General features: G+C 66.8%; 20 protein-coding genes. 11 read left to right on the forward strand and 9 right to left on the reverse strand.

Annotated features, from left to right (window positions below):
• Positions 1–99 precede the first annotated feature (99 nt).
• On the forward strand, positions 100–1,236 hold the full coding sequence (locus tag AB0N05_RS35445; protein ID WP_364702448.1) for a P1 family peptidase: 1,137 nt from the start codon (positions 100–102) through the stop codon (positions 1,234–1,236).
• 6 nt (positions 1,237–1,242) lie between these two features.
• Here AB0N05_RS35445 and car read toward each other — a convergent pair whose 3' ends face one another.
• Together car and AB0N05_RS35455 are read right to left on the reverse strand one after the other, a co-directional pair.
• Positions 1,243–4,707 (reverse strand): carboxylic acid reductase, encoded by a 3,465-nt coding sequence (gene car, locus AB0N05_RS35450; protein WP_364702504.1) that lies wholly within the window; start codon positions 4,705–4,707, stop codon positions 1,243–1,245.
• A 127-nt stretch (positions 4,708–4,834) separates the two neighbouring features.
• Positions 4,835–5,542, reverse strand: a complete 708-nt coding sequence (locus AB0N05_RS35455; RefSeq protein ID WP_364702450.1) for a peptidase E — start codon at positions 5,540–5,542, stop codon at positions 4,835–4,837.
• 168 nt (positions 5,543–5,710) lie between these two features.
• Here AB0N05_RS35455 and AB0N05_RS35460 point away from each other — a divergent pair, with 168 nt between their 5' ends.
• From AB0N05_RS35460 to AB0N05_RS35475, 4 genes are all read left to right on the forward strand, one after another.
• Entirely contained in the window at positions 5,711–5,974 is a 264-nt protein-coding gene (locus AB0N05_RS35460; RefSeq protein WP_364702453.1) for a hypothetical protein, read from the forward strand.
• A gap of 43 nt (positions 5,975–6,017) precedes the next feature.
• Positions 6,018–6,407 (forward strand): ankyrin repeat domain-containing protein, encoded by a 390-nt coding sequence (locus tag AB0N05_RS35465; protein WP_364702456.1) that lies wholly within the window; start codon positions 6,018–6,020, stop codon positions 6,405–6,407.
• Between the two features lie 78 nt (positions 6,408–6,485).
• Entirely contained in the window at positions 6,486–6,896 is a 411-nt protein-coding gene (locus AB0N05_RS35470; RefSeq protein ID WP_364702459.1) for a nitroreductase family deazaflavin-dependent oxidoreductase, read from the forward strand.
• An 88-nt stretch (positions 6,897–6,984) separates the two neighbouring features.
• Complete coding sequence (locus AB0N05_RS35475; RefSeq protein ID WP_364702462.1) at positions 6,985–8,286, forward strand: DUF2786 domain-containing protein; 1,302 nt, start codon at positions 6,985–6,987, stop codon at positions 8,284–8,286.
• A 58-nt stretch (positions 8,287–8,344) separates the two neighbouring features.
• On the opposite strand, the gene AB0N05_RS35480 is transcribed toward AB0N05_RS35475, so the two are convergent.
• Positions 8,345–8,920 (reverse strand): ABATE domain-containing protein, encoded by a 576-nt coding sequence (locus AB0N05_RS35480; protein ID WP_364702464.1) that lies wholly within the window; start codon positions 8,918–8,920, stop codon positions 8,345–8,347.
• Between the two features lie 86 nt (positions 8,921–9,006).
• On the opposite strand from AB0N05_RS35480, the gene AB0N05_RS35485 reads away from it, so the two are divergent.
• The 6 genes from AB0N05_RS35485 to AB0N05_RS35510 all read left to right on the forward strand — a co-directional run bounded on the left by AB0N05_RS35485 (position 9,007) and on the right by AB0N05_RS35510 (position 14,761).
• On the forward strand, positions 9,007–9,501 hold the full coding sequence (locus AB0N05_RS35485; RefSeq protein WP_364702467.1) for a carboxymuconolactone decarboxylase family protein: 495 nt from the start codon (positions 9,007–9,009) through the stop codon (positions 9,499–9,501).
• Entirely contained in the window at positions 9,498–9,968 is a 471-nt protein-coding gene (locus AB0N05_RS35490; RefSeq protein ID WP_364702470.1) for an HPP family protein, read from the forward strand. The genes AB0N05_RS35485 and AB0N05_RS35490 overlap by 4 nt, the downstream gene beginning before the upstream one ends.
• 266 nt (positions 9,969–10,234) lie before the next feature.
• Positions 10,235–11,110: a TIGR03619 family F420-dependent LLM class oxidoreductase gene (locus AB0N05_RS35495; protein ID WP_364702506.1), complete on the forward strand. Its 876-nt coding sequence runs from the start codon at positions 10,235–10,237 to the stop codon at positions 11,108–11,110.
• Positions 11,111–11,626: 516 nt separating this feature from the next.
• Positions 11,627–11,989 (forward strand): DUF1304 domain-containing protein, encoded by a 363-nt coding sequence (locus AB0N05_RS35500; protein ID WP_364702472.1) that lies wholly within the window; start codon positions 11,627–11,629, stop codon positions 11,987–11,989.
• A gap of 57 nt (positions 11,990–12,046) precedes the next feature.
• The gene (locus AB0N05_RS35505; RefSeq protein ID WP_364702475.1) at positions 12,047–13,312 is read left to right on the forward strand and encodes an amidohydrolase; all 1,266 of its coding nucleotides are present in this window, start codon (positions 12,047–12,049) and stop codon (positions 13,310–13,312) included.
• Between the two features lie 144 nt (positions 13,313–13,456).
• Positions 13,457–14,761 carry an MFS transporter gene (locus AB0N05_RS35510; RefSeq protein ID WP_364702478.1) on the forward strand — a complete coding sequence of 435 codons (1,305 nt, stop codon included), beginning with the start codon at positions 13,457–13,459 and terminating at the stop codon, positions 14,759–14,761.
• Between the two features lie 229 nt (positions 14,762–14,990).
• Here AB0N05_RS35510 and AB0N05_RS35515 read toward each other — a convergent pair whose 3' ends face one another.
• The 6 genes from AB0N05_RS35515 to AB0N05_RS35540 form a co-directional block, all read right to left on the reverse strand.
• Entirely contained in the window at positions 14,991–15,857 is an 867-nt protein-coding gene (locus AB0N05_RS35515) for a GNAT family N-acetyltransferase (RefSeq protein ID WP_364702480.1), read from the reverse strand.
• 108 nt (positions 15,858–15,965) lie between these two features.
• On the reverse strand, positions 15,966–17,054 hold the full coding sequence (locus AB0N05_RS35520; protein ID WP_364702483.1) for a PrsW family intramembrane metalloprotease: 1,089 nt from the start codon (positions 17,052–17,054) through the stop codon (positions 15,966–15,968).
• A gap of 88 nt (positions 17,055–17,142) precedes the next feature.
• Positions 17,143–17,700, reverse strand: coding sequence for a hypothetical protein (locus tag AB0N05_RS35525; RefSeq protein WP_364702485.1), 558 nt, complete (start codon positions 17,698–17,700; stop codon positions 17,143–17,145).
• 543 nt (positions 17,701–18,243) lie between these two features.
• Positions 18,244–19,092, reverse strand: a complete 849-nt coding sequence (locus AB0N05_RS35530; protein ID WP_364702487.1) for a lysophospholipid acyltransferase family protein — start codon at positions 19,090–19,092, stop codon at positions 18,244–18,246.
• Between the two features lie 306 nt (positions 19,093–19,398).
• Complete coding sequence (locus AB0N05_RS35535) at positions 19,399–21,168, reverse strand: FAD-dependent oxidoreductase (protein WP_364702490.1); 1,770 nt, start codon at positions 21,166–21,168, stop codon at positions 19,399–19,401.
• Between the two features lie 148 nt (positions 21,169–21,316).
• On the reverse strand, positions 21,317–21,558 hold a 242-nt coding region (locus AB0N05_RS35540; protein ID WP_364702493.1), incomplete at its 5' end, for a hypothetical protein.

Below are 21,558 nucleotides of genomic sequence, written 5' to 3' on the forward strand. Positions count from 1 at the left end.
CCAGATCTGCGACCACGGTGACCACCGCCGTGGTCGCGGTGCTCCGATGCCAGCAAGATCGCCGACGTGAGCAGCCCCGCTACCGATAGCCTGGCGGGCATGACGATCGAGCAGAATCGGCGCGCCCGGGATATCGGGCTCGAATTGCCGGGTACGCCGGGGCCATTCAATGCCATCACCGATGTTCCCGGGGTCGAGGTCGGCTATCGGACGCTGATCGAGGGCCAGGGTGAACTGGTTGTCGGACAGGGCCCGGTGCGGACCGGGGTGACGGCGATTCTGCCTCGGGGGCGAGCCGGGGTCGGGCGGCCGTGCACCGCGAGCTGGTATTCGCTCAATGGCAATGGGGAGATGACCGGCACCACCTGGATCGACGAGGTGGGGGAATTGAGTTCGCCCATCACGATTTCCAATACGCATGCGGTGGGGGCCTGCCACGCGGGGGTGATCGAGTGGATCAACCAGGAACATCCGAAGATGGCCAAGCAGTGGATTCTGCCGGTCTGTGCGGAAACCTGGGACGGGTACCTCAATGACATCAATGGCGGGCATGTCACGCCCGCCGTCGCGCGAGCCGCATTGGACGACGCTCGCACGGGCCCGGTGGCCGAGGGGTCGATCGGCGGCGGCACCGGAATGAACTGTTACGGGTTCAAGGGCGGCAATGGCACGTCCTCACGCCGGATCGCGTTCGGCGCGAAGACTTTCACCGTCGGCGTCTTCGTCCAGGCCAACTTCGGGGCGCGGTCGGAACTCACCGTGCTCGGGCGACCGGTCGGGCGCGAGCTCGAGGTGCCGGATCCCTTGAACTCCAACTGGATCGAGCGCGATCGCATCGCTCCGGGCGGCGCGGGTTCGGTCATCGTGATCGTCGCGACCGATGCCCCGCTCGATGCGAAGCAGTGTCAGGCGCTGACGCGGCGGGTACCGATGGGGCTGGCCCGCACCGGGACGACCGGGAGCTTCTTCTCCGGCGATATCTTCCTGGCGTTCTCCGCCGCCGATGACCGGGAATCTTCGACAGCGTTTCCGGCACAGGGGATTTCGGAGTCCGAGATCCAGACGCGCGGCGTCATGCCCTGGAATCGGATGAATCTGTTCTATGAGGCCGTGGCGCATGGTGTGGAGGAGGCGGTGTTGAATGCGCTGCTGGTCAATCAGGACATGGTGGGGCGCGATGACCACTGGTCACCGGCCTTGCCGCATGAGCCGCTGCTGAAGTTGCTCGGCCGCTGACGGCGGTTACAGCAGCCCGCGCAGCTTCAGGTCGTCGACGTACTTGGTGATGAGTTCCGGTGTCAGATGCGGGATGTCGCCGGTGGGGCCGAGTTGGGCCTGTTGGACGGCGGCCCGGAACTTCTTGGCGGGCAGGGCCGCCCCGCGGATCGGCGGGGAGGGACGGCGGTAGGCGTGCAGCAGCGGGAGGAGTGAGTGCTGGCGTTGTTGCGCGGGAAGGGCTCGCAGGGCAGTGCTGAAGCGGGTGAACCAGTCGGGGTGGGTGTCGATGCGGTCGATGGGGTGACCGGATTCGATCAGCCAGTCGATGAACTCGTCCAGGGAGATGCCGTCGTCGTGGGGGTTGAGGACGTTGAAGGTGTCGAAGCCGGTGGTGACGGCCGCGCCGAGGGTGGTGATGGCGGTGGCGGTGAAGTCCGCGGGGAGGCCATCGTAATGCGCACGTTGGCGCTCGCCCTGGGAGTCGGTGGCGTAGAAGGACTTCGGGGCCAGACCGGTGGCCAGCACGCTGAGCAGCAGACGGGTGAAGATGTCGGGCAGGTTGAACTGCCCGGCGTAGGCCTGGTGGGCCAGGATCATGTCGGATCGGAAGACCGCGACCGGGAGGCCGCATAGATCGTGGGCCTCGCGCAGCAGAACCTCGCCCGCCCATTTGCTATTGCCGTAACCGTTGGCATAGGTGTCGTCGAGGCTGCGGACGGGGCTCATTTCGCGAATGTCGCCGTCTTCCTCGAAGGCGGAGGGGGCGATTTGGGCGGCTACCGCGACGGTCGACAGGTAGGTGACCGGCTTGAGTCGGGTGGTGAGAGCCAGGCGGATCACCTCGGCGGTGCCTACGACATTCGGTCCGAACAGCTGGTCGTAGGGCAGGACGTGGTTGACCAGCGCGGCAGGGTGGACGATCAGGTCCACGGTGTCCGCCAGGTGCTGCCAATCCCGCTCGCTCAGGCCGAGATTCGGCTCGCCGATGTCGCCGGGGAGCACCTTCAGGCGGCGGGCGGCCAGGTCGCGGTAGTGACGCAGTAGTTCGGGGTCGCCGCTGTCGAAGGCGGAGTCCAGGCGTGCACGGGCGGCCTCGGCGTCGGAGCCGCGCACGAGGCAGATGAGGGTTCCCTCCGAATCATCCAGGCGCTCCAGCCATTCCAGACACAGAAAGCGGCCGAGATAGCCATTGGCACCGGTCAGCAGAACCGTCCGTGGCGGTTGCGTCTCACTCGAGATCGTGGCGGCGGCATTCAGGGTCGCGGCGTCGATGAACTTGTCCAGAGTGAGATCGGCTGCCCGAATTCTCGTGCCGTCGCCGTGCACCGCCGTCGCGGTGGGACGCTTTCCACCGGAACGCTTTTCCGCCTCGATGTGATTCGCCAACTGCCGCAAATCATTGGCGGGGCTGACAATCACCCCGACCGGCACCTCGACGTCGAAGATCTCACGCAGCAATGTCGAGAACGACAGCGCCGACAGCGAGTCGCCACCGAGGTCGGTGAAGTGCGCATCCGGGCGCAGATCGCTTGCGGCGCAACCCAGCACCGCTCCGGCGGCCCGGCTCACCGTCTCCAGAACCGGGCGATCGTCGGCCTCGTGACGCAGGGTGAGGAGTTCGCGCTCCTGCCGCTGGGACCGCTCGTCATAGAGCTGTTCGAGCCGGTCGCCGTAGCGCTCTTTCAGCTTGGGCCGCAACAGCTTCCCGATTCCCGACAGTAGGCCGTTCTCGGGCCTGAACGGCTCGTTCTCGATGAGGAACGCACGCGGGATCTCATAGGCCTCGAGGTCATTCTCCTTGGCGAGCCGCTGCAATGATTCGGCCAGTGCCGCAGTCGCTTCCGCGGCGCCCATGCCGCGTGCCTCACGGGTAGGCACGATGACCGCGAGCAGGAAGGCCCGCTCGCTGGAGCCGTGCACGAAGATCTGCCGGATCAGCGGACTGGTCGCGTAGATCGCCTCGAGCTTGGCCACGGCCACGAACTCGCCTTGCGACAGCTTCAGCACATTATTGCGACGGTCCACGTAGACAACGTGATCGGGGCCGAGTTCGGCGACGATATCGCCGGTCTTGTAGAAGCCGTCCGCATCGAAGATCTCCGCGGTCACGTCAGGCCGCTTGTAGTACCCGGGGATCATGAGCGTCGACTTCACCAGCAGCTCGCCGCGCGGATGCGGTTTGTCGGTGGTGAAGTAGCCGAGTTCGGGCACATCGGCGAGCTTGTAGTCGAGCACCGGTGGCCGCCGGATCACATTGTCGACCACGAGGCCGCCACCGGCCTCGGTCGAGCCGTAGCCGTCGTGCAGCTCGAACCCCAGGACGGACTCCATGAACGCCTTCATCTCGGCGGAGATCGGCGCACTCCCGACCATGGCCCGCGCCAGACGACCACCCAGGAAGTGCTGCCGCAGCTCGGTTTTCACGGCGGCCTCGGCGGCGGCGCGATCGGCTCCGGCGGCCATGCGCCGGTCCAGCTGGCTCTGATAACGCTGAAAGACCATGTCGCACACGCGCGGTACGAAGAACACCTCGGTCGGCCGGACCAGGGCGATATCGTCGAACAGCATCGACATATCGCTGGCGGAGGTGAAATATATGGTGCCGCCACGGGCGAACGTGCCGGTCAATACCAAGCGCCCCGCCACATGACTCATCGGCAGGTAGCTGAAATTGATGACCGGTACCGGAATCTCGGTCGGCCCCAGCCACATACGGGCCACCAGCCGCTCGGTGTACATCGCACCCTTGGGCGTTCCCGTACTGCCCGAGGTGTAGATCAGCAGGGAGAGAGCCTCTTCGGTGTCGGACACGTGCAGCGGTACCGGCGGCTGCCGCCGACCCTGTTCCACCAGTTCATCGAGGGCTTCCACCACCACGGCGCTACCGGCCTCGGCGATCCGGCGGCGGGCAGCCTCGAGGGCTTCCGCGTGATCATCGTCCGCGGGCTCGTAGTCGAAGACCACCAGCGTCCGCACCGCTCCACCGTTGAGCACGCACTCCACGGCCGCGCCCAGCAGTTCCAGACTGACCGCGAGCACCCGAGGCTCGGTCTCGGCGATAATCGAATTCCACTGTGCCACCGACGCACTCGCCTGCAAGGGCACATTGACCGCGCCCAGCCACACACACGCCAGGTCCAGCACGGTGGTATCGCGCCCCGCGAACCCCAGGGTGCTCACGAAGTCCCCGGCGCGCACGGCGGTCCGGGAGTCCCGCCCCCACGCCGTAGCGAGCGCACCCGCGTCGGCCCATAATTCGCGATAGCTGACCGTCTCGAACTCGGGCAGGAATTGGCGTACCCGCCGCCCGTTCTCGCCGTCGGTCAACCCGGTGGATCGGAATCCGATGGCGGGCCGATCGGCGTATCCATCCATGACGGCCGCCACGATCTGCGCGAGTCCCAGCCCGGGCCGCCGCGCGGCCTCGCCCACCTGCGGCAATGGCATGGCTGCTTGAATCTGCTCGTCGCCACGCATTTCGGCGACCATTTCGGCGAAGCGCGCCGCACGCGGATCCTGGACTTGCCCGACCATGCCCACCTCCATACTTAGCTATGCTAATCAATTCACGATGGGCCGATCGCACACGAAAGTCAAGCGGCTCGGCTGTCTGTTCTCACACTGTGTCGAACGGGGACAGCAGGCGCACGTCAATGGGTCGTTCGATGACTCCGTCGGCGGTCGCCTGGACTCGATAGGCGTCCGCCATCGGCACCGAGGCAATGGCATCGGCGAGCTTGCCGTCCTCGAACAGCAGCGCGCAGCTGTCGTCCACCGCATAGCCCGCGGGCAGGACACCGGCCGCGACCAGGCGCAGGTACTCGTTGCGGTAGCCGTCGTGATAGTGAGGGCAGCCGCTGCCCGGGAGGACGCCGAGGCCGTCGCGCAGTGGGGACAGACCGGCGAAGGCATCGGTCAGGGAGGCCTCGAACCAGCAGTTCAGGCCCGCGCTGACGCCCGCGAGCACGACACCCTCGTCCAGGGCTTGCAGGATCGCGGTGTCGACGCCGTGCAGCCGCCAGACCGCAAGCAGATTGGGCGTGGACCCGCCGCCCACATAGATGACATCCTGCGACGCCAAGAACGCCGGGATATCGAGGATCGAGCGGTCGAACAGTTCCAGCACCGAAGCCTCCGCGCGGGTCGGCGGAAATGCGGCGCGGAAGCGGGAGACATAGCCCGCGCTGTCACCACTTGCGGTGGGCACGAAGCAGACCCGAGGCCGGGTCGGAGAGCGCGACAACGACAAGATGAAATCGTCGAGTACCGGGGTGGATTCCATGGAGAAACCGCCCCCGCCGAGCGTGACAATTCGCTGTCGCACCAATGCCCCTGTCTCCTAACACTTTTCCACCTGATGTTAGGCGCAGCCGAAGCGCGCTCGACTGGCCCCTGTCGCGAGGGGCGATTGCCCGATACCGCGAGAAAACCAGAGTCGCTAACGTCGGGTCATCGGACGACCGGATGGTCGTGAGAACGAATAGGAGTTCCGATGAGTGATGCGAACCGGCTTGCCGAAGAAGGCGTGTCGCCGCAGGAGTGGCAGGTGCTCGACACCGTGTCCTATGCCTCGATCACGGTCGGCGAGATCGACTGGGCGATGGCGGCACTGCTGGCCACGGACAAACCCGCCGCGCGGACGCTGGTGGGTCGGCTCGCCCAGCGGGGCTGGCTATCGGTCGACGCCGTCGATGTGGTGACCCTGACCGGCGCGGGACGGCAGGTGCATGAGCGGGTCGCCCAGGCCGCACGCTGAAGTCGGACATGACCGGGGCGAGCGCGAGTGATAGGAATGGGCCATGAGCGCTGATGACGATCGGGTCCTCGAGCTGGCCGCCAAGATCTTCGATCTCGCCCGGAGCGGGGATGCCGTCACCCTGGCCGAGTACGTGGACGCCGGGGTGCCGGTGAACCTCACCAATGAACGAGGCGACACCCTGGTCATGCTCGCCGCGTACTACGGCCATCGGGACGCCGTCGCCGCCCTGCTCGAGCGCGGGGCCGACCCCAATGGCACCGACGACAAGGGTCCGACACCGCTGGCGGGCGCGGTCTTCAAGGGCGATACCGAGGTGGTGCGGCTGCTGCTGGACGCCGGAGCCGACCCGGACGCGGGCAATCCGACGGCTCGCGAATCGGCCACCATGTTCGGCCAGGACAAGCTGTTGGAGCTCTTCGGCCCGGCGTGAGCGCCGGAATTTTCGTGTGACACTCCCGGTTGTCGGATCGGACGACCGCACAGCCACTCAGCGATGGGACCGGAGCACATGAACGACTTCAATGCGAACGTGATCGAGGAATTCCGCGCCAATGCGGGCAAGGTCGGCGGCATGTTCGAGGGGAACCAGAACATGGTGCTGATCACGACCACCGGCGCGAAGTCGGGCCGCGCCATCACCAACCCGCTGGTGAAGCTGCCCGACGGCGACCGAATCGTATTGATCGCCTCCAATGGCGGCGCGGACAAGCATCCCGCCTGGTACCACAATCTGCGGGCCAATCCCGAGTTCACCGTGGAGACCGGCACCGAAACCTATACCGCCAAGGCCGAATTCATCACCGGACCGGAGCGGGACCAGCTCTACGCCCGCATGGTCGAGATCATGCCGGGGTTCGCCGATTATGAGGCCGGGACCGACCGGGTGATTCCGGTGGTCGGAGCGCGCCGCGTCGGCTGACCTGCCTCCTGCATGCCGGGGTGTCGGTGCCTGGCTCTATCGTTCAAGTGCTTCAAGCACAGTCGGACGAGCGAAAGGGGCCACGGGCATGGGTAAGAATCGCAAGCATCGGGCCGCCACACAGCAAGCCCGGCAAGGCGGCGATCCCGGCACCCCGCGCATGTCGCGCGCCGAGATTCAGGCGGCCTCCGCCGAGGAGCTCGCGCACGCGATCGCGCTCGGGGCGTTGGAGTCGGCGAAGGGGAATGCCCGCGCCGCACGGCATTTCGCGGTCGAGTTGACCGGGAACGAATCCTTCATCCCGGCCCTGGAGCAGGGCGCGCGGCAGGCGGTGCGACGGCTCCTCATCGAGGCGTTCAAGAACGGCTGGCTGCCCGAGGATATCGATCAGGCCGCGCGCAGGCGAGTCGACGAATTCGCGACCGGGTATCTGACAGACGCCATGGCCGACTACATCGGGGAGTTCGCTCCCGAAACGGTCGATGCCACCTGGCGGGCGCAGCTCGAGGCGCTCGGAGCCACCCGCTGGTGGTCGCAGGCCGATCCGCATCTCGGGCAGTGGGCGGCGAAGCAACTGCTCATCCCCGCCGAGGCGATGACCGCGGTGATCGACGCGGTGGCCCTGCTGTTCCAGCTGCCGAAAATGCAGCTCATCCGGCCCTTGCCCGGCACCGCGCGCCCGCACTCCGCCGCGCATCACGCGGTCGACGATAAGGTGCTCGGCCGCGTGCGAGGACTCCTGGCCAAGGCCGAGTCGACGGCCTTCCCGGAGGAGGCCGAGACCCTGTCGGCCAAGGCGCAGGAACTCATGACCAAGTACGCGATCGACCGCGTGCTCATCGACGCGGACACCCATGCCCCGGATCTGCCCGGCGCGCGCCGACTCTGGCTCGAAACCCCGTATGTCGACGCCAAGGCCCTACTGGTCGATGTGGTCGCCCAGGCGAATCGATGCCGTGCGATCTTCTCCGCCGAATGGGGTTTCGTAGCGATAGTCGGCGACGACGCCGACCTCGATGCCGTAGAACTGCTCACCACCTCCCTTCTTGTGCAGGCCACCCGAGCCATGATCGCCAGCGGCAATGCCGACCAGCGCAGCGCCGAGGCCCGCAGCCGCACCTTCCGCAAGTCCTTCCTGATCGCCTACGCCACCCGAATCGGCGAGCGCCTGGCTCAGGCCAATGCGGACACCATCGCGAAATCCGCTGCCTCCGAACGCCTCCTGCCGGTCCTGGCCTCCCACGAACTCAAGGTGAACGAGGCCTTCGACACCTTGTTCCCGACAGTGAAATCCTCACGCGTCTCCGCGGGCAGCGCCGAAGGCTGGCAAGCGGGCCGCGATGCCGCCGACCGCGCCCGCCTCGAGGCCCGTCGCCCAATCGGCAAGTAGGCCCGACACTCTCGTTCCCTGCCAGTTCATCTCGCCGTTCGCCGGGTGACGCCACCCGTCAATCGCGGTGCTGATGATAGAAACGCGCGGCGCGGGCGCGGTTGCCGCAGGCGGTCGAGCACCATTCCTGGCGGGGGTGGCGTTTGAGGAAGTAGAGGACGCAGCGAGGAGCGGGGCAGACGCGGAGTTGTGGAAGTAGTGGGCCGGTGAAGAACTCGATGGCGGACTCGGCCAGCGCGGCCAGGTACGCCTCGGTGTCCTTGGCGACCAGCAGGCGGGAATCGAGCGAAGGCCCACCGTCCCAAGTCAATTGGCGCAGGATCGGCGCGGCCGCCTGATTCACGGCGGCCAGGGCTTCCGGAAACGGCGGTAGCGCATTGGCATCGGCGGAACTGGGCGGGTGCGGGGCGACCGCTTCGGCGAATATCGCACGGACCGATTGGCGGAGGGCGACGAGCGCGAGGCGGTCCTGCTCGGTGGGTAGGTAGTCGCCTACATCGCGGTATGCGCCCACGTTGGAAGCGTTGGTGGACAGCCAGTTTCGGGTTGACTCCGGGGTGGCGAAGGCATCGGTGAGACCGCGCGCGGTGGCGCGGATGGTGCTTGCCAGGCGGAGTGCCAGGGGATCGACCATCTTCCTATTCTAACGGGGAATTGCGGTGGATGCCGTTATGTTCTAACGTCAAGAAGCAGCACGTTCCGTTAGATGAGGTGAGAATCGTGATCACTCCCGTGGAGACCGACCCGATGTTGGACGAGGTCCGCAAGCGCATGGGCCGAGTGCCGAACATGACCAAGGTGATGGCGAACGCGCCCGTGGTGCTCGAGGGCTACCTGGGCCTGGCGGGCGCACTGAAGAAGGGCACCCTGCCCGCCGTGACCTCGGAGCGGATCGCGCTGGCGGTCGGCGCGGCCAATGAGTGCGGGTACTGCGTTGCGGCGCATACCTTCACCGGCAAGCGGGTGGCCAAGCTCACCGACGCCGAGGTCGAGGACGCCAAGAACGGCACCGCCGAGGATGCGAAAGAGGCTGCGGCCGTTGCCTTCGCACGGGAACTGACCGAGAGCCGCGGCAAGGCCGATCCGGCCGACGTGCTGGCCGCCGGATGGACCGAGGAGCAGCTCCTGGAGATCGTCGCCCTGGTGGCACTGCAGACGCTGACCAACTACGTCAACAAGGTCGCCGAAACCGAGAACGATTGGCCCGCGGCATGACCACGGTCGCGGCGGAGCAGCCCTCGCTGCTCCGCCGCACGTCCGGCCCGGTGCTGACCACACTGCTCCTGCTGGCCCCCTTGGCCGTCGTGCAGGCGCTCACCCACGATCCATTCTTCGCTCCCCCGCTGGCCGCCTCGGCGGCGGTGCTGGCGGCCACGCCCGCACTGCCCGCGGCCAAGCCGTGGACGCTGCTGATCGGGCACGGGGTATCGGTGGCGGCGGGCGTGCTCGCCGAATTGGCGCTCGGCCCCGGCGTACTCGCGGCCTTCGTGGCGATCGGCGTGGCCACGGCCGTCATGGTCGCGAGCGGCCGCATGCATGCCCCGGCCGTGGCTTCGGCAGGCGTGATCGGGGCCGTCGGCTCGCTCTCCGGCGCGGGTGCGCTGCTGGTGGGCGCGGTCGTACTGGTTCTGCTCAATCTCGCCATCGCTCAGCTCCCGGCGCGTTTTCGTCCGATGAACTGACAGCCATGCGTCTGAACTGACAGCTATGCGTCGACAGGCACCCGGAGATCTCCTCCGGGTGCCCTTCGCGTTCGCGACCAGGAATCGCCGGAGCTGGTGGTCACCGCGATGCCCGGGTGGTTGAAGACGGGGCCGTTGCTACGCACCATCGACGAGGGGTCCGCCCGGGGAGCCCACTGTTCGGGCCACCTCGACGGCGACTGTGCCGCGGCAAGGCATTATTGCCGGGCACGGCGAGTTCGCAGGAGGTCTTGGTGAAGGTACGGATGGGGATCAGCACCCCGGTGGTCTTGGAGATCCCGGGGCGCTCGGCCGCATGGGAGCGGACGGCCGGAATCGCCGAGATCGCCCGGATTGCCGAGGCGGGCGACCGGCTCGGGTTCGACCATGTCACCTGTAGTGAGCATGTCGCGGTGGCGGCGGTTTCGAAGTCGGCCATGCTGGGCGGGTCACGTGGCACCCGGTATTGGGATCCGCTGGCAACGCTGTCCTACCTCGCGGCGCGGACCACGCGAATCCGCCTGTGCCCCAGCGTGCTCGTGCTCGGCTACCACCATCCCCTCGCGATCGCCAAGCGCTACGGCACCTTGGATGCGATCAGCGGCGGGCGCGTGGTGCTCGGCGTCGGAGTCGGCACCGCACGTGAGGAATTCGAGCTGCTCGGCGCATCCTTCACCGATCGCGGACGGCGCGCCGATGAGGCCATGGCCGCGCTGCGGGCGGCACTCGGACAGCGCGAGCCCGAATTCCACGGCAGCTATTACGAATTCAGCGGACTGGTGGTCGATCCGCATGCCGTGCAGCAGCGCATGCCGATCTGGGTGGGCGGCGTCAGCGATGCGGCCCTGCACCGGGCCACCACCCTGGGCGACGGGTGGATTCCCGCCGCTTTGCCGCCGGAGAAATTGCGCGCCCGGCTGGCCGAGTGCGGTGAGCTCGCACCCGGTTTCGATGTGGTGGTCGGCGCCCCGGCCGCGATCGACCCACTCGAGAACGCGGATCAGGCCGAGCATGTGCTCGGCGGCATTGCCGAAGCCGGGGCGACGATCGTGCAACCGCGCGTGCGGCACGAATCTCTGGAGCACTATCTCGAACAGCTCGAAGCCCTGTCCGAATTGCGAATTTTCGCACCATCGCGCTGACTAATGAAGGACGACTAGGCCCCTGAACGCGCCGAACAGAATGGCGCGCAGTCGGTCGGCGCACTCGGCGCCGGCTTGGGTCCATGGTCGAAATGCGCGGTGCTGATGAGAACCATCAGCACGATCGCGACGCCTACGACAACCGCTCCGGCGCGGAGGAAGTTCGCCCAATCGAGTCGACGGAAGCCGACTACGGGGGAACCATCGGGGGCAGTCACGAACCAGCCGTTCGGGTTTGCGTTGTACACCTGATTGAGGGCGTCGCCGCCCCATCCATACACCAATGTGGGAGGCAAGAGCCTCAGTCCTCATTCCTGGATTGGACCTTGAAGGTGAGCATGACCGAGCCAGCGTACGCGCAGTAATTCGCCATAGCTATGGGCAAGTTTTTACTTTTCGCGAGCGCGCCTGACACACAGGCGACCACTAATCGGACATTCTGTCGAGCGAATCTGCGGTGCATACGGAAAACTGTGAACGCACACGAAAAGACGCGCAACGGAAGGTGGTCCAGAAATGCGGACGGTCGCTGAAATACTGGTCGGTTTGTTAGCGGCATTGCACATCTACATCATGGTGATGGAAATGTTCCTGTGGACCGCGCCGCGCACCCGCGTCGCGTTCGGCATGACACCGGAATACGCGGAATCGACCAAGGTTCTCGCCGCGAATCAGGGCCTCTACAACGGGTTTCTGGCCGCCGGGCTGATCTGGGGAGTGATCGCCTCCGACCCCGTCGGACATGGGGCGCAGGTCTTCTTCACGGTATGCGTGGTGATCGCCGGACTGTACGGCGCGGCCACCGCGAGCCGCCGCATCCTGTTCGTGCAGGCCCTTCCCGGAGCCATCGCGCTGGCAGCGGTGCTGATCGCCGGATAGCCCGAATCCGGAATCCATTGCAGCGAACCGAAACGGCGACGATCCGAGGGAGCGAATATGGCGGCAAGCATTACTGCGGCACTGGCGGGATTGGGCGCGATTCGCGGCGATCTGGCCGATTTCTATCGGGATCTGCACGCGCATCCCGAATTGTCCGATCAGGAGCACCGCACGTCGGGTGAAATAGCCCGGCGCGCAACCGCTCTCGGCTACACCGTGACCGAGGGGGTGGGCGGCACCGGGGTAGTGGCCGTCCTGGCAAATGGTGCGGGACCGACAGTAATGCTGCGGGCCGATATCGATGCCCTACCCATTCAGGAGACCACCGGGCTGCCCTATGCCTCGAAGAACGACGGCGTCATGCACGCCTGCGGGCACGATATGCACGCCACCTGCCTGCTGGGCGCGCTGAAACTGCTCATCGACGCGCGATCATCCTGGGCCGGAACGATTCTCGCGGTATTCCAGCCCGCCGAGGAAACCGGTCGCGGCGCGCAGGAGATGATCGACGACAATCTCTTCGAACGCTTCGGCACACCCGAGATCGTGCTCGCCCAGCACACCGCGCCCTTCCCGGTGGGCGTGGTCGGCGGGCATGCCGGAACCGCCGCCGCCGCAACCGATGCGCTGCGCATCATCATGCACGGCCGCGGCGGGCACGGCTCCCGGCCCGAGGCGACCATCGACCCCGTTGTCATGGCCGCGGCCACCGTCATGCGACTACAGACCATCGTCTCCCGCGAGATCGCCGCCGACGACGCGGCCGTCGTGACCGTGGGCTGCCTGCGGGCGGGCACCAAGGACAACATCATTCCCGACGAGGCCGAACTCCAGCTCAATATCCGCACCTTCACCCCGCAGACCCGCGAGAAGGTAGTGGCCTCGGTGCACCGCATAGCCAAGGCCGAAGCGGCCGCCGCCGGTGCGGAATGGGAGCCGGATATCTCGGTCATCGATACCTTCCCGGTCATGTTCAACGATCCGGACGCCATGGCCCGCACCCTCACCGCCATCGGCGAAACCCTCGGCCCCGACAAGGTTTTCGACCCCGGCCGGATCACCGGCAGCGAAGACGCCGGAAACCTCGCCACGGCGGCCGGGGTTCCCCTGTGCTACTGGATGTTCGGCGTCCTCGACCCCGAGGTTTTCGGCGGCGGCTCCGACCCGGTTCAACTCGTGCACGACATGCTCAGCGGCACAATCGACGTCAAATCCGTCCCCGGCCCCCACACTTCGGGCTACGCCCCGGCCGTCGACCCCTCGATCACGGTCGGCGTCACGGCCATGACCACCGCCGCCCTCACCTGGCTCGGCACCGCCTGATCCGGTCATAGGTAGCCGGGGACACACGCGACGGTTCGTGTCGGAGAGCGCCGCAGGGTGATTATTCATCTCGCTAATGGAGCGAGGGCGGGCGGATTGGTTCAGACTCGTAACGGACCAATCCGAAGACGTGTTCGAGGAATCATGCAGAACCTCCCCGACGACGCGCCCGGCGTCGAAAACCCTGTGCGCTACCGGATGTCGAATTCTTCGGCGTTCTGGCTGCTGGCCGTTGCGCTGGCATTGCTGCTGTTCGCTTCGGCCGCGCCGTCGCCGATGTATCCGGTGTATCAGCAGATGTGGCATTACTCGCCGCTGGTGTCCACGGCCGTGTATGCGGCCAATGCCATTGCGCTGCTGGTGACGCTGCTGTTCGCGGGGTCGCTGTCGGATCATGTCGGGCGGCGGCCGGTGCTGATCGCGGCGGTGCTGGTGGAGTTGGCGGGGACGCTCGCCTTCGCCGAGGCGCAGTCGGTGACATGGCTTTTCGTGGCGCGGATCGTGCAGGGGATCGCGACGGGGCTGGCTACCGGGGCGATCAGTGCGGCGCTGATCGACCTGCAACCCGCCGAATCGCGACTCGGGGCGCTCATGGGGAATGTGGCCGCGGGTGGCGGATTGGCGCTGGGCGCAATCAGTTCCGGGCTGCTGGTGGCGTACGCTCCGGCTCCGACCCGGCTGGTGTATTGGCTGCTGGCGGCGGCTTTCACGATTATCGTGATCGGCGTGCTCGTCATCCCGGAGACGGTCGCGGCGGATGGGCGGGCCATGGCTTCGCTCCGGCCGAAAGTGTCGGTGCCGCAACCGGTGCGGGCGGCCTTTATCACCCTGGTGCCGTCGATCATTGCCAGCTGGGCCCTCGGCGGGCTGTATCTGGCCCTCGGCGGGGCGCTCATGCGCGTGCAATTCCATCTGACCAGTCCGCTAGCCGGTGGCCTGGTCGTGGTCGCCTTGCAGGGCACCTCGGCGGTCACCGCCCTGCTCGCCCGCGATTGGACCATCGATCAAGCCCTGCGACGCGGACCCATCCTGCTCATCACCGGAGTCAGCGTGGCGCTACTGGCCGCCGCGACGCACTCGGTCTGGTTGTTCTTCGCCGCCAGCATGATCGCGGGCTTCGGCTTCGGGCCGTCGTTCTCCGGCGCGCTGCGCCTGCTCACCGGCCAGACCCCCGCCGAGAATCGCGCCGAGGTGGTGACCGCCGTCTACGTGGTCTCCTATCTCGCCCTGAGCATCCCCGCGGTATTGGCGGGCCTCAGCGTCAACCAATTCGGCCTGGCTACCACCACTTACCTCTACGGCGCGGTGGTCATCGTCCTCGAAACCATCGCCATGCTGGGCTCCACCCGCCACCGCAGCGCCCACACCGCCCTCGCGGGCGCGATCTGCCCGGCCCCCTGCCCGGGAACCGTCGCCCCCAGCCCCCGAGTCCTGGCCGCCCACCTCTGAGCTCGCCCCAAGGCAACTCCCATGGCGACGGCGGCCCTCATCGACCGCCACCGAACTCTCGCCGCACCCGTATTCCGCATCGGCGAGGGAACTTTCACGGGTGCGGCGGCCCCTCATCGACCGCCGCAGCCCTTCCCTCGCCCACCCTCCCGCTACACATCAGCGAGCGAGGGAGCACTGGTGGCGGGAATTCGACTCGATTTCCGCCGTGAGCGCTCCTTGATCTTGATCAGGCGGGGACGCTGAAGGGGGTGCGGACTATGCGGCCGCCGAGGCGTTCGTTGACGGCGAAGCCGTGCTGGCGACACCAATTCGCGAGGGCGGGGACGGCGGAGTCGTCGTCGCGGTAGGTGGGGACCAGCTGGCCGACTATGTGCAGGTGGTGGGCGTCGGCGGCGCGGCAGAGGTGCTGCAGGGTGGCGGTGCCGAGGCCGGTGCCGCGCAATTCGGGGTTGACGGTGATGTTGTCGAGTTTGATGGTGTCGGCGTAGATGTCGAAGACCACGTCCAGGAGCGGGCCGGTGCGGCGCAGCGTGGTGAGGTCCGAGGGGATGGGTCGCAGCACGCCGGGGAGGTGATCGGTGAGGCTTTGGCGGGCGCGGTTGTCGGGGGCGGCGCGGGTGACCGTGAGCAGTTGATCGGTGAGGTCCGCGACGGCGGTGTGATCGCCGACGGCGGCGAGCGGACGGATCTGTTCGCTCGCGGTGGCGACGACCCGCACTTGCCGCACCCAGTGCGGGGCGGTCGGTTCGTATCGGGTGATGAGCTCGGTCAGGGTGTGCTCGAGCCCGACCGTCATCCCCAGACTTCGGATCTGGCCGCCGGACAACACCCCCCAGCGGCGATCATCGGCGCCGACACCGTGTTCGGCGAGGTCGCGGAGCAGCACATCCCGGCGTGTGGTGGCGGTGGCGATCGAGGCGCCCGGCAACTGGTGCAGCCATCGCCGCCAGCCGGTGAGATTGGCACGAATACGCATGGTGGCGATATCGGCACTGGCGGCCAAATAGTTGCACAGCGCTTGCTGCCTTCGTTCCAGGAGTTCATTCGGGCGATCCATCTCTTTCGCACCGGATGACGGGTTCCCCTCGCTCATATTCACCCACGCTAGCGCGTGGGTTGCTTAGCGCAGGTAACCGGCACGCGCTGGATTCCTCACGGCGGCCGCCGAGACCGCATTCGTCCGCCGCTCCCCCGCCGACGATCAGTGTTGCCAGTGACTCGCCAATTCCGGATCCGCGGCCGACCCCGCTACGCGATGCACACCCGCACCGAGAGGCAGATCAACGATCCGGTCGATCAGCTGACGCTCGTAGTGCCGCGCCTGACCGCGTGACATGCGGGTCGAATGCCGCAGTGCCGCACGCGCCTTGCGACGCAGCCGATTGGTGAGCAGATTCGCCAGCCCGGCCTCGGTCCCGATGGTGCGGGCGATCGGATGGGAAATCGTGGCGCGGAACCACTCTCGCTCGGTCCGCAGCACCCAGGCATAGCCCAGGCCGAAGATCACCAGATCCACGATGATCGGCGCGAACATCATCACCCAGCCGGGGCCGGGCGGGCGCGGTGCATCGAAGATGAAATGCATGGTGACGGCCATCAGATAGAACAGCGCGAACATCCCGAGCCGCCACGAGAACGACCGATCCGTACGCACCAGCGCCACCACAATGCCCACCCCCGCCAGCGCCGACATCGCCCAATGCGAGGTGAAGGCCGTGACCAGTCGCAGCGCCGCCACCACGAGCACATCCCCCACCGGATCCTGCGGCGCAGCTAGGGCGGTCTGCACGCTGTAGAGGCAGTCCTCCGCGATCTGCGCGCCCAGCCCGACCATGCCGCCGATGAGCAGCCCGTGCATGGGACGGCTCAACCGCGCCCGGAACAGCACCGCCACCACCGCGATACCGATGGCCTTGATGAACTCCTCATCGATCGGCGCGGCGATCGCGGCCTGCCAACTCATCGCGAACTGATCGCCGCCCAAATTCGTGACCACATGCGTCACATGGTCATTGGCCCACAGCGACAGCCCCGGCCACACGCTCGCGCCCCACACGAACCCCATCACCAGCGGCGCGACCAACAGCCGCCGCACCCGGAACCGGTCCAGATCGAACAGAATCCGCCCGAACACCAACATGGTCAAGGCGGTGATCGGCAGCGCCGCCAACGCGGCCGACCCACCGAACCACACCATCCCGAACGCCTGCACCGTGAACAGCAGCGGCCCGCCGAGCACCGCGAGGCAATACACCCAGAACAGCGCCGACCGTGGCTGGAACCAGCTCATGTTGTGCCCCTTCCCGCATGATTGGGGCCCTGCGTGGTTACGCTTCGCAAGCGCAGGGTAGTGGAGCTGCGCCTCCAGGCCTGACCACTCATGCGTCCACCGCCTTGGCCGTCTCCAGGACCTCCTGGATCAGCGCCCGCCCCGCCTCCCGGGTCGATCCCGACACCGTCATGGTCAGCGCGATATCCCCACTGGTCACCACCGCGCACACCGCGCCCGCCGAATCCGGCAGCACACAGGTGAACCCGCGGAACTCACCCACTTCGACGACGCCCCCGTCGAACTCCACTTCCCGCCCCGCCGCCCGCAACGGCAGCAACAACCGTGGGGCAGCGACCTCGAAATCGGTGATCCCATCCACCACCGACACCCCGAGCCGCTCATCCCCGATATCGGACCGGAACACGCCGGTCGCCTCATCCCCCGTCGCGATCCTGCGCATGGGCTCCGGCAAGACGAAGACGACCGCGTTAGCCGGATCCGCGCCCCCGTGCAATGCCCCGATCCCGCTCGCGGTCAGCGTGATAGCCGTCCCGGCCGCCAGGTCGGTCTCCCGAGTCGGCACCATCGCATCCAGCACCGGCGGGACCACCAGCATCACCCCCAGCGCCCCAACCGTAGCCAGCGCGGGCACTACCGAATGCACAAGGCGCACTTTGCTTTCCAGCCTCTCACCGCCGTGAAGCAATCGGGGCGCGGCGGCCGCGCATCCTCTCGACACTCCGGCACCGGCCATCCGCCTGACACTTGCCAAAAGTTAACCACACAGCCCGGCCTGAACCGGGGAGCCAACGCCGAGATAACCGGCAATCCGGCTCTCGACCCGGCAGCCATCCGGGCGAACGCGCACCCAGCGCAGCAGGATCCGTCCAGCTCAGGATCCGTCCAGCTCAGCACATGGCTGACCTCCGCGCCGCCTCCGCGCCGCCTCCGCGACGGGCTGCGTTGCGGCGGGGAGGGACGCCTTCATGCTCCTCGCGAGGAGCACGCTGGTGACAGATCCGGCGTGATTCAAGAACTACGAGACGGCATCCCGCAGTGCTGGCAGCGCGTCGTCGACAAGGCACGCGCCGGTCAGCCGCCGATGTCACCCGGCGCAGCTCGAGCACAGCGGAGCCCGTGTATCCCGGCGGCAACGGCTTCCGGGAGTTGGCATCGGAAGCCGTTGCCACACAGCCGGTTCTACTGGTTACAGCAGGTTGGCCAGGCCGGAGAGGGGTCCGGGGAGGGCGGCCAGGTGGTTCTTGATGCCGGTGGCTACCGGGTTGGGGGTTTCGGCGCGGAGGCGGTCGAGTTCGGTTTGCATGGTGGCTACCGTGTGCTCGTAGTGCGCGTCCACCGCGTTCGTGTCGTCGGGGTCGCCCGGTTGGGTGGACCAGTCCAGCGGAGGCAGGAAGCTGACGTCGACGGTTGCGGGGAGGGGGATCTGCGGGAGGATGGGGGCGATGCCGAAGGGGACGCCTACGGTGTACGGAAATACCTTGGAGCGCACCAGTTTATCCAGTTGGAGGATGCGGGCGGTGCGTTCGCCGCGGCTGAGCACGAAGATGGAGTCGTGGCCGCCATTGGCGACGGCGGGGATCACGGGGACGCCCAGTTTCAGGGCGAGGCGGATGAAGCCCTTGCGGCCCGCGAAGTCGATCTTGCCGCGATCGGTCCAGGGGCGGCAGGCCTCCCAGTCGCCGCCGGGGTAGACCATGACCGCGCCGCCGTCCTTCAGCCCCTTGGAGGCCGCTTCCTGTGAGGCCGGGATCACTCCGAACTTGCGCAGGCTGTCGCCGAGACCGGGTGCGCGCAAAAGGATTTCGTGCGCCACACCATTGGTCGGTTCACCCGGCCGCCGATCCATCATGGCCATGAAGGTGATCCACACTTCGGGGGCCCAATAGATCGAGGAGTGATTCCCGATGATCAGCGCCGGACCGGACGTGGGAACATTCTCGATCCCCGTCACGGTGGGGGTGAAGTAGTTCGTGTACGCCCGCGCCACCGGCAGCAGTGGGTGGTTCGGGTCCGGGATTGCCTTGGTTTCGCTCATGTGTCGTTCCTGTCTGGTTCCGTTGCCGGAAGACGGGCGGCACGCGACTACACACGCCGACGCCGAAACAGCGTCGAGCACAAATGAATTGCCCCCGGTTGACATCCCCATTGATAGTCCCGACGGTCGCGCATGCGCGGACCGGAACGGCGTGTGCGCATTCGATCTACCCCGATCGTGCCTGTCACCGTCCTCCTGCGTCTTCGACGTTATCAAACAAGCAATCGCTTGGTAGAGAATGTGCGAAACCCAACAGTCCGACCACCGGGTCCGGTTCTTGCCCTCCCGGACGAGCACGGCTAAAGCTCAGCGCGCGTGCACTTCCGACGCCGCACGGACCGCGCTCTCCAGCGCACCCTCGATCCAGGCCGGTTTGAGCGTGGTGTGATCACCCGCGAAATGCACCCGCCCCTCCACGGTCCGAGTCGACGCGTGATGCTCATGCAATTGCCCAGGCGTCGGAATCACCGCCTCCCCCAACGCATATCGCGCGCGCATCCAACTCTGCGAAATCCCGGTACCGGTGAACTCCGCATCCACCCGCGGCCCGAACAGCTCCCGCATACCGGCCAGCGCGAAATAGACTCGCTCACTGTCGGTCAGCGAATCCCAGCGCATGGCGTCATCGGACCAGGTGTAACTGGCCAGCACCACGCCGCCATCCGAATCCTGGGCATGCGACGGGAAATAGGTGAACCGGTTAGGCGTATCCGAGACACAGCCGCCCCCACGGAAACCGTTCGGACCCTGCTCCCAGAAGCGAGTCTTGAACTCCAGCAAGACCTTTGTGGCGGCATCATGATGCAATTCGACAATCGAGCGCCGCTTCGGATACGAGAGCGCCGGTTCGAACGCGCAGAACCGCGCCGCGGTCGGCGGAATCGCCACCACCGCATAGTCGGCGTCGAAGGAATCGGACGGATCGACGAAACAACCATCGGTGTGCTCGGAGCCGGATTCGGCCATGGTCCACACCCGCACCCCCTTATCGGTCTGTTCCAGCCGAGTCATCCGCTTACCCATCTGGATCGCCGGACCCAAACTGGCGGTGAGCGCATCGGTGAGCGATGCCGTGCCGCCCTCCAATTCCCAATAGCGGGCGTCCGGACTGATCAGGGCGTGATCCACGAGCGCGGGAATCACCCCGTAGTGCAGCCGCGATGTCAGATTCTCCAGGGTGCCCGCCGCACCGATCTGGGACAGATCCCAGCCCCGCTCCATGAGGAAGCGGTGCATGGAGTAGTCCTCATAGGTATTGAAAACCCTTGCCCAGCCGTCGATCTGCTCGCCGATGGGCCGATTGGCGGGCACCTCCACGGTATGCATGGCGGCATTCAGCGCAACTCGGACCGGACCGGACCACTTCACCCCGAAACCGCTGTTCACCACGGCCGGATCCGCGGTATAGGTACCGCGAGTCACTATGCGGCCATTGACATTGATCAACGTGCGGTCCGCCGCCTTCGCGGACCGATACTCGGTCGGCTCACCATTCGACCACTGCTCACCGGTGAAGGACCGATAGTGGACCGCGGGGACCGCACCCTCCGACTTCGCCTCGGGTGCGATATCGACATTGTGGAACTGCCTGCGCCGCACGCCCAGCTTGTCGGCCAGCGCGAGCACCAGCGGATGCCCGTCCGGCAGTCGCATGGCCCCGGCCTCGGCATACAACGCGGGGTCGGAGAACACCCCGCGAAACGTCTTGACCCGCCCGCCGGTCCGGCTGCCATTGGCCTCCAGCACGGTCACGTCATGCCCGGCATCGCGCAGCAGCAGCGCCGTGGTCAGCCCGGCCGGGCCCGCGCCGACCACCACGATCCGCTTGGGTGAGGCCGTGCGCGGCAGGCCGCGGTCGATGAGGACGCGCAGGTATTCGAGCTTCAGATCGACGTCCCGCGCACCGACCTGCAGCATCTCCCGGGCCAGGTCCACACTGCGATCCCACGGGCGCGTGATCGCCGCCTCGGTGGGGCGAGAGTCGCAGGCGGACAAGGCCATTGCGGTTCCCATGGCACCGGCGCCGAATGCGGCGGTCCGGAAGAGCGTGCGTCGTCCGAAAGGGGTGCGTGCCATGCCCGGTCGATCCTCCTGGTCATTGTCCAGCCGAAATGAGTCGGGTCCCACCGGGGCCAGACGCTAAGCCATCTCCCTCCGGGCCGCGCAGCGCCACGCCCAAGTACGTTCCGGTCGGTCCGATATGCGGCATTCGCGAGATTCATGCCTAGATGCGCATATCCGGGTAACCGAATGTGGCGGTGGTCCGGAAGCTCTCCGGACCGCCGCCACCTGCCCTTGTTCGGTTGGTCAGTTCATGCCGCGACGGCGGAACAGCACACCGGCGGCGGCATAGCCGACCAGGCCGATCCCACCGTTCAATGAGGTGTTCTGGGGTGAGCCGGGTTACGAGCCGCCCGCCGATCAGGGTCTGATGTTCTCCGGTGGCGAGAATGCCGCACCGTTCAA

It is taken from the genome of Nocardia sp. NPDC051030 (assembly GCF_040683015.1).
Classification (GTDB): domain Bacteria; phylum Actinomycetota; class Actinomycetes; order Mycobacteriales; family Mycobacteriaceae; genus Nocardia.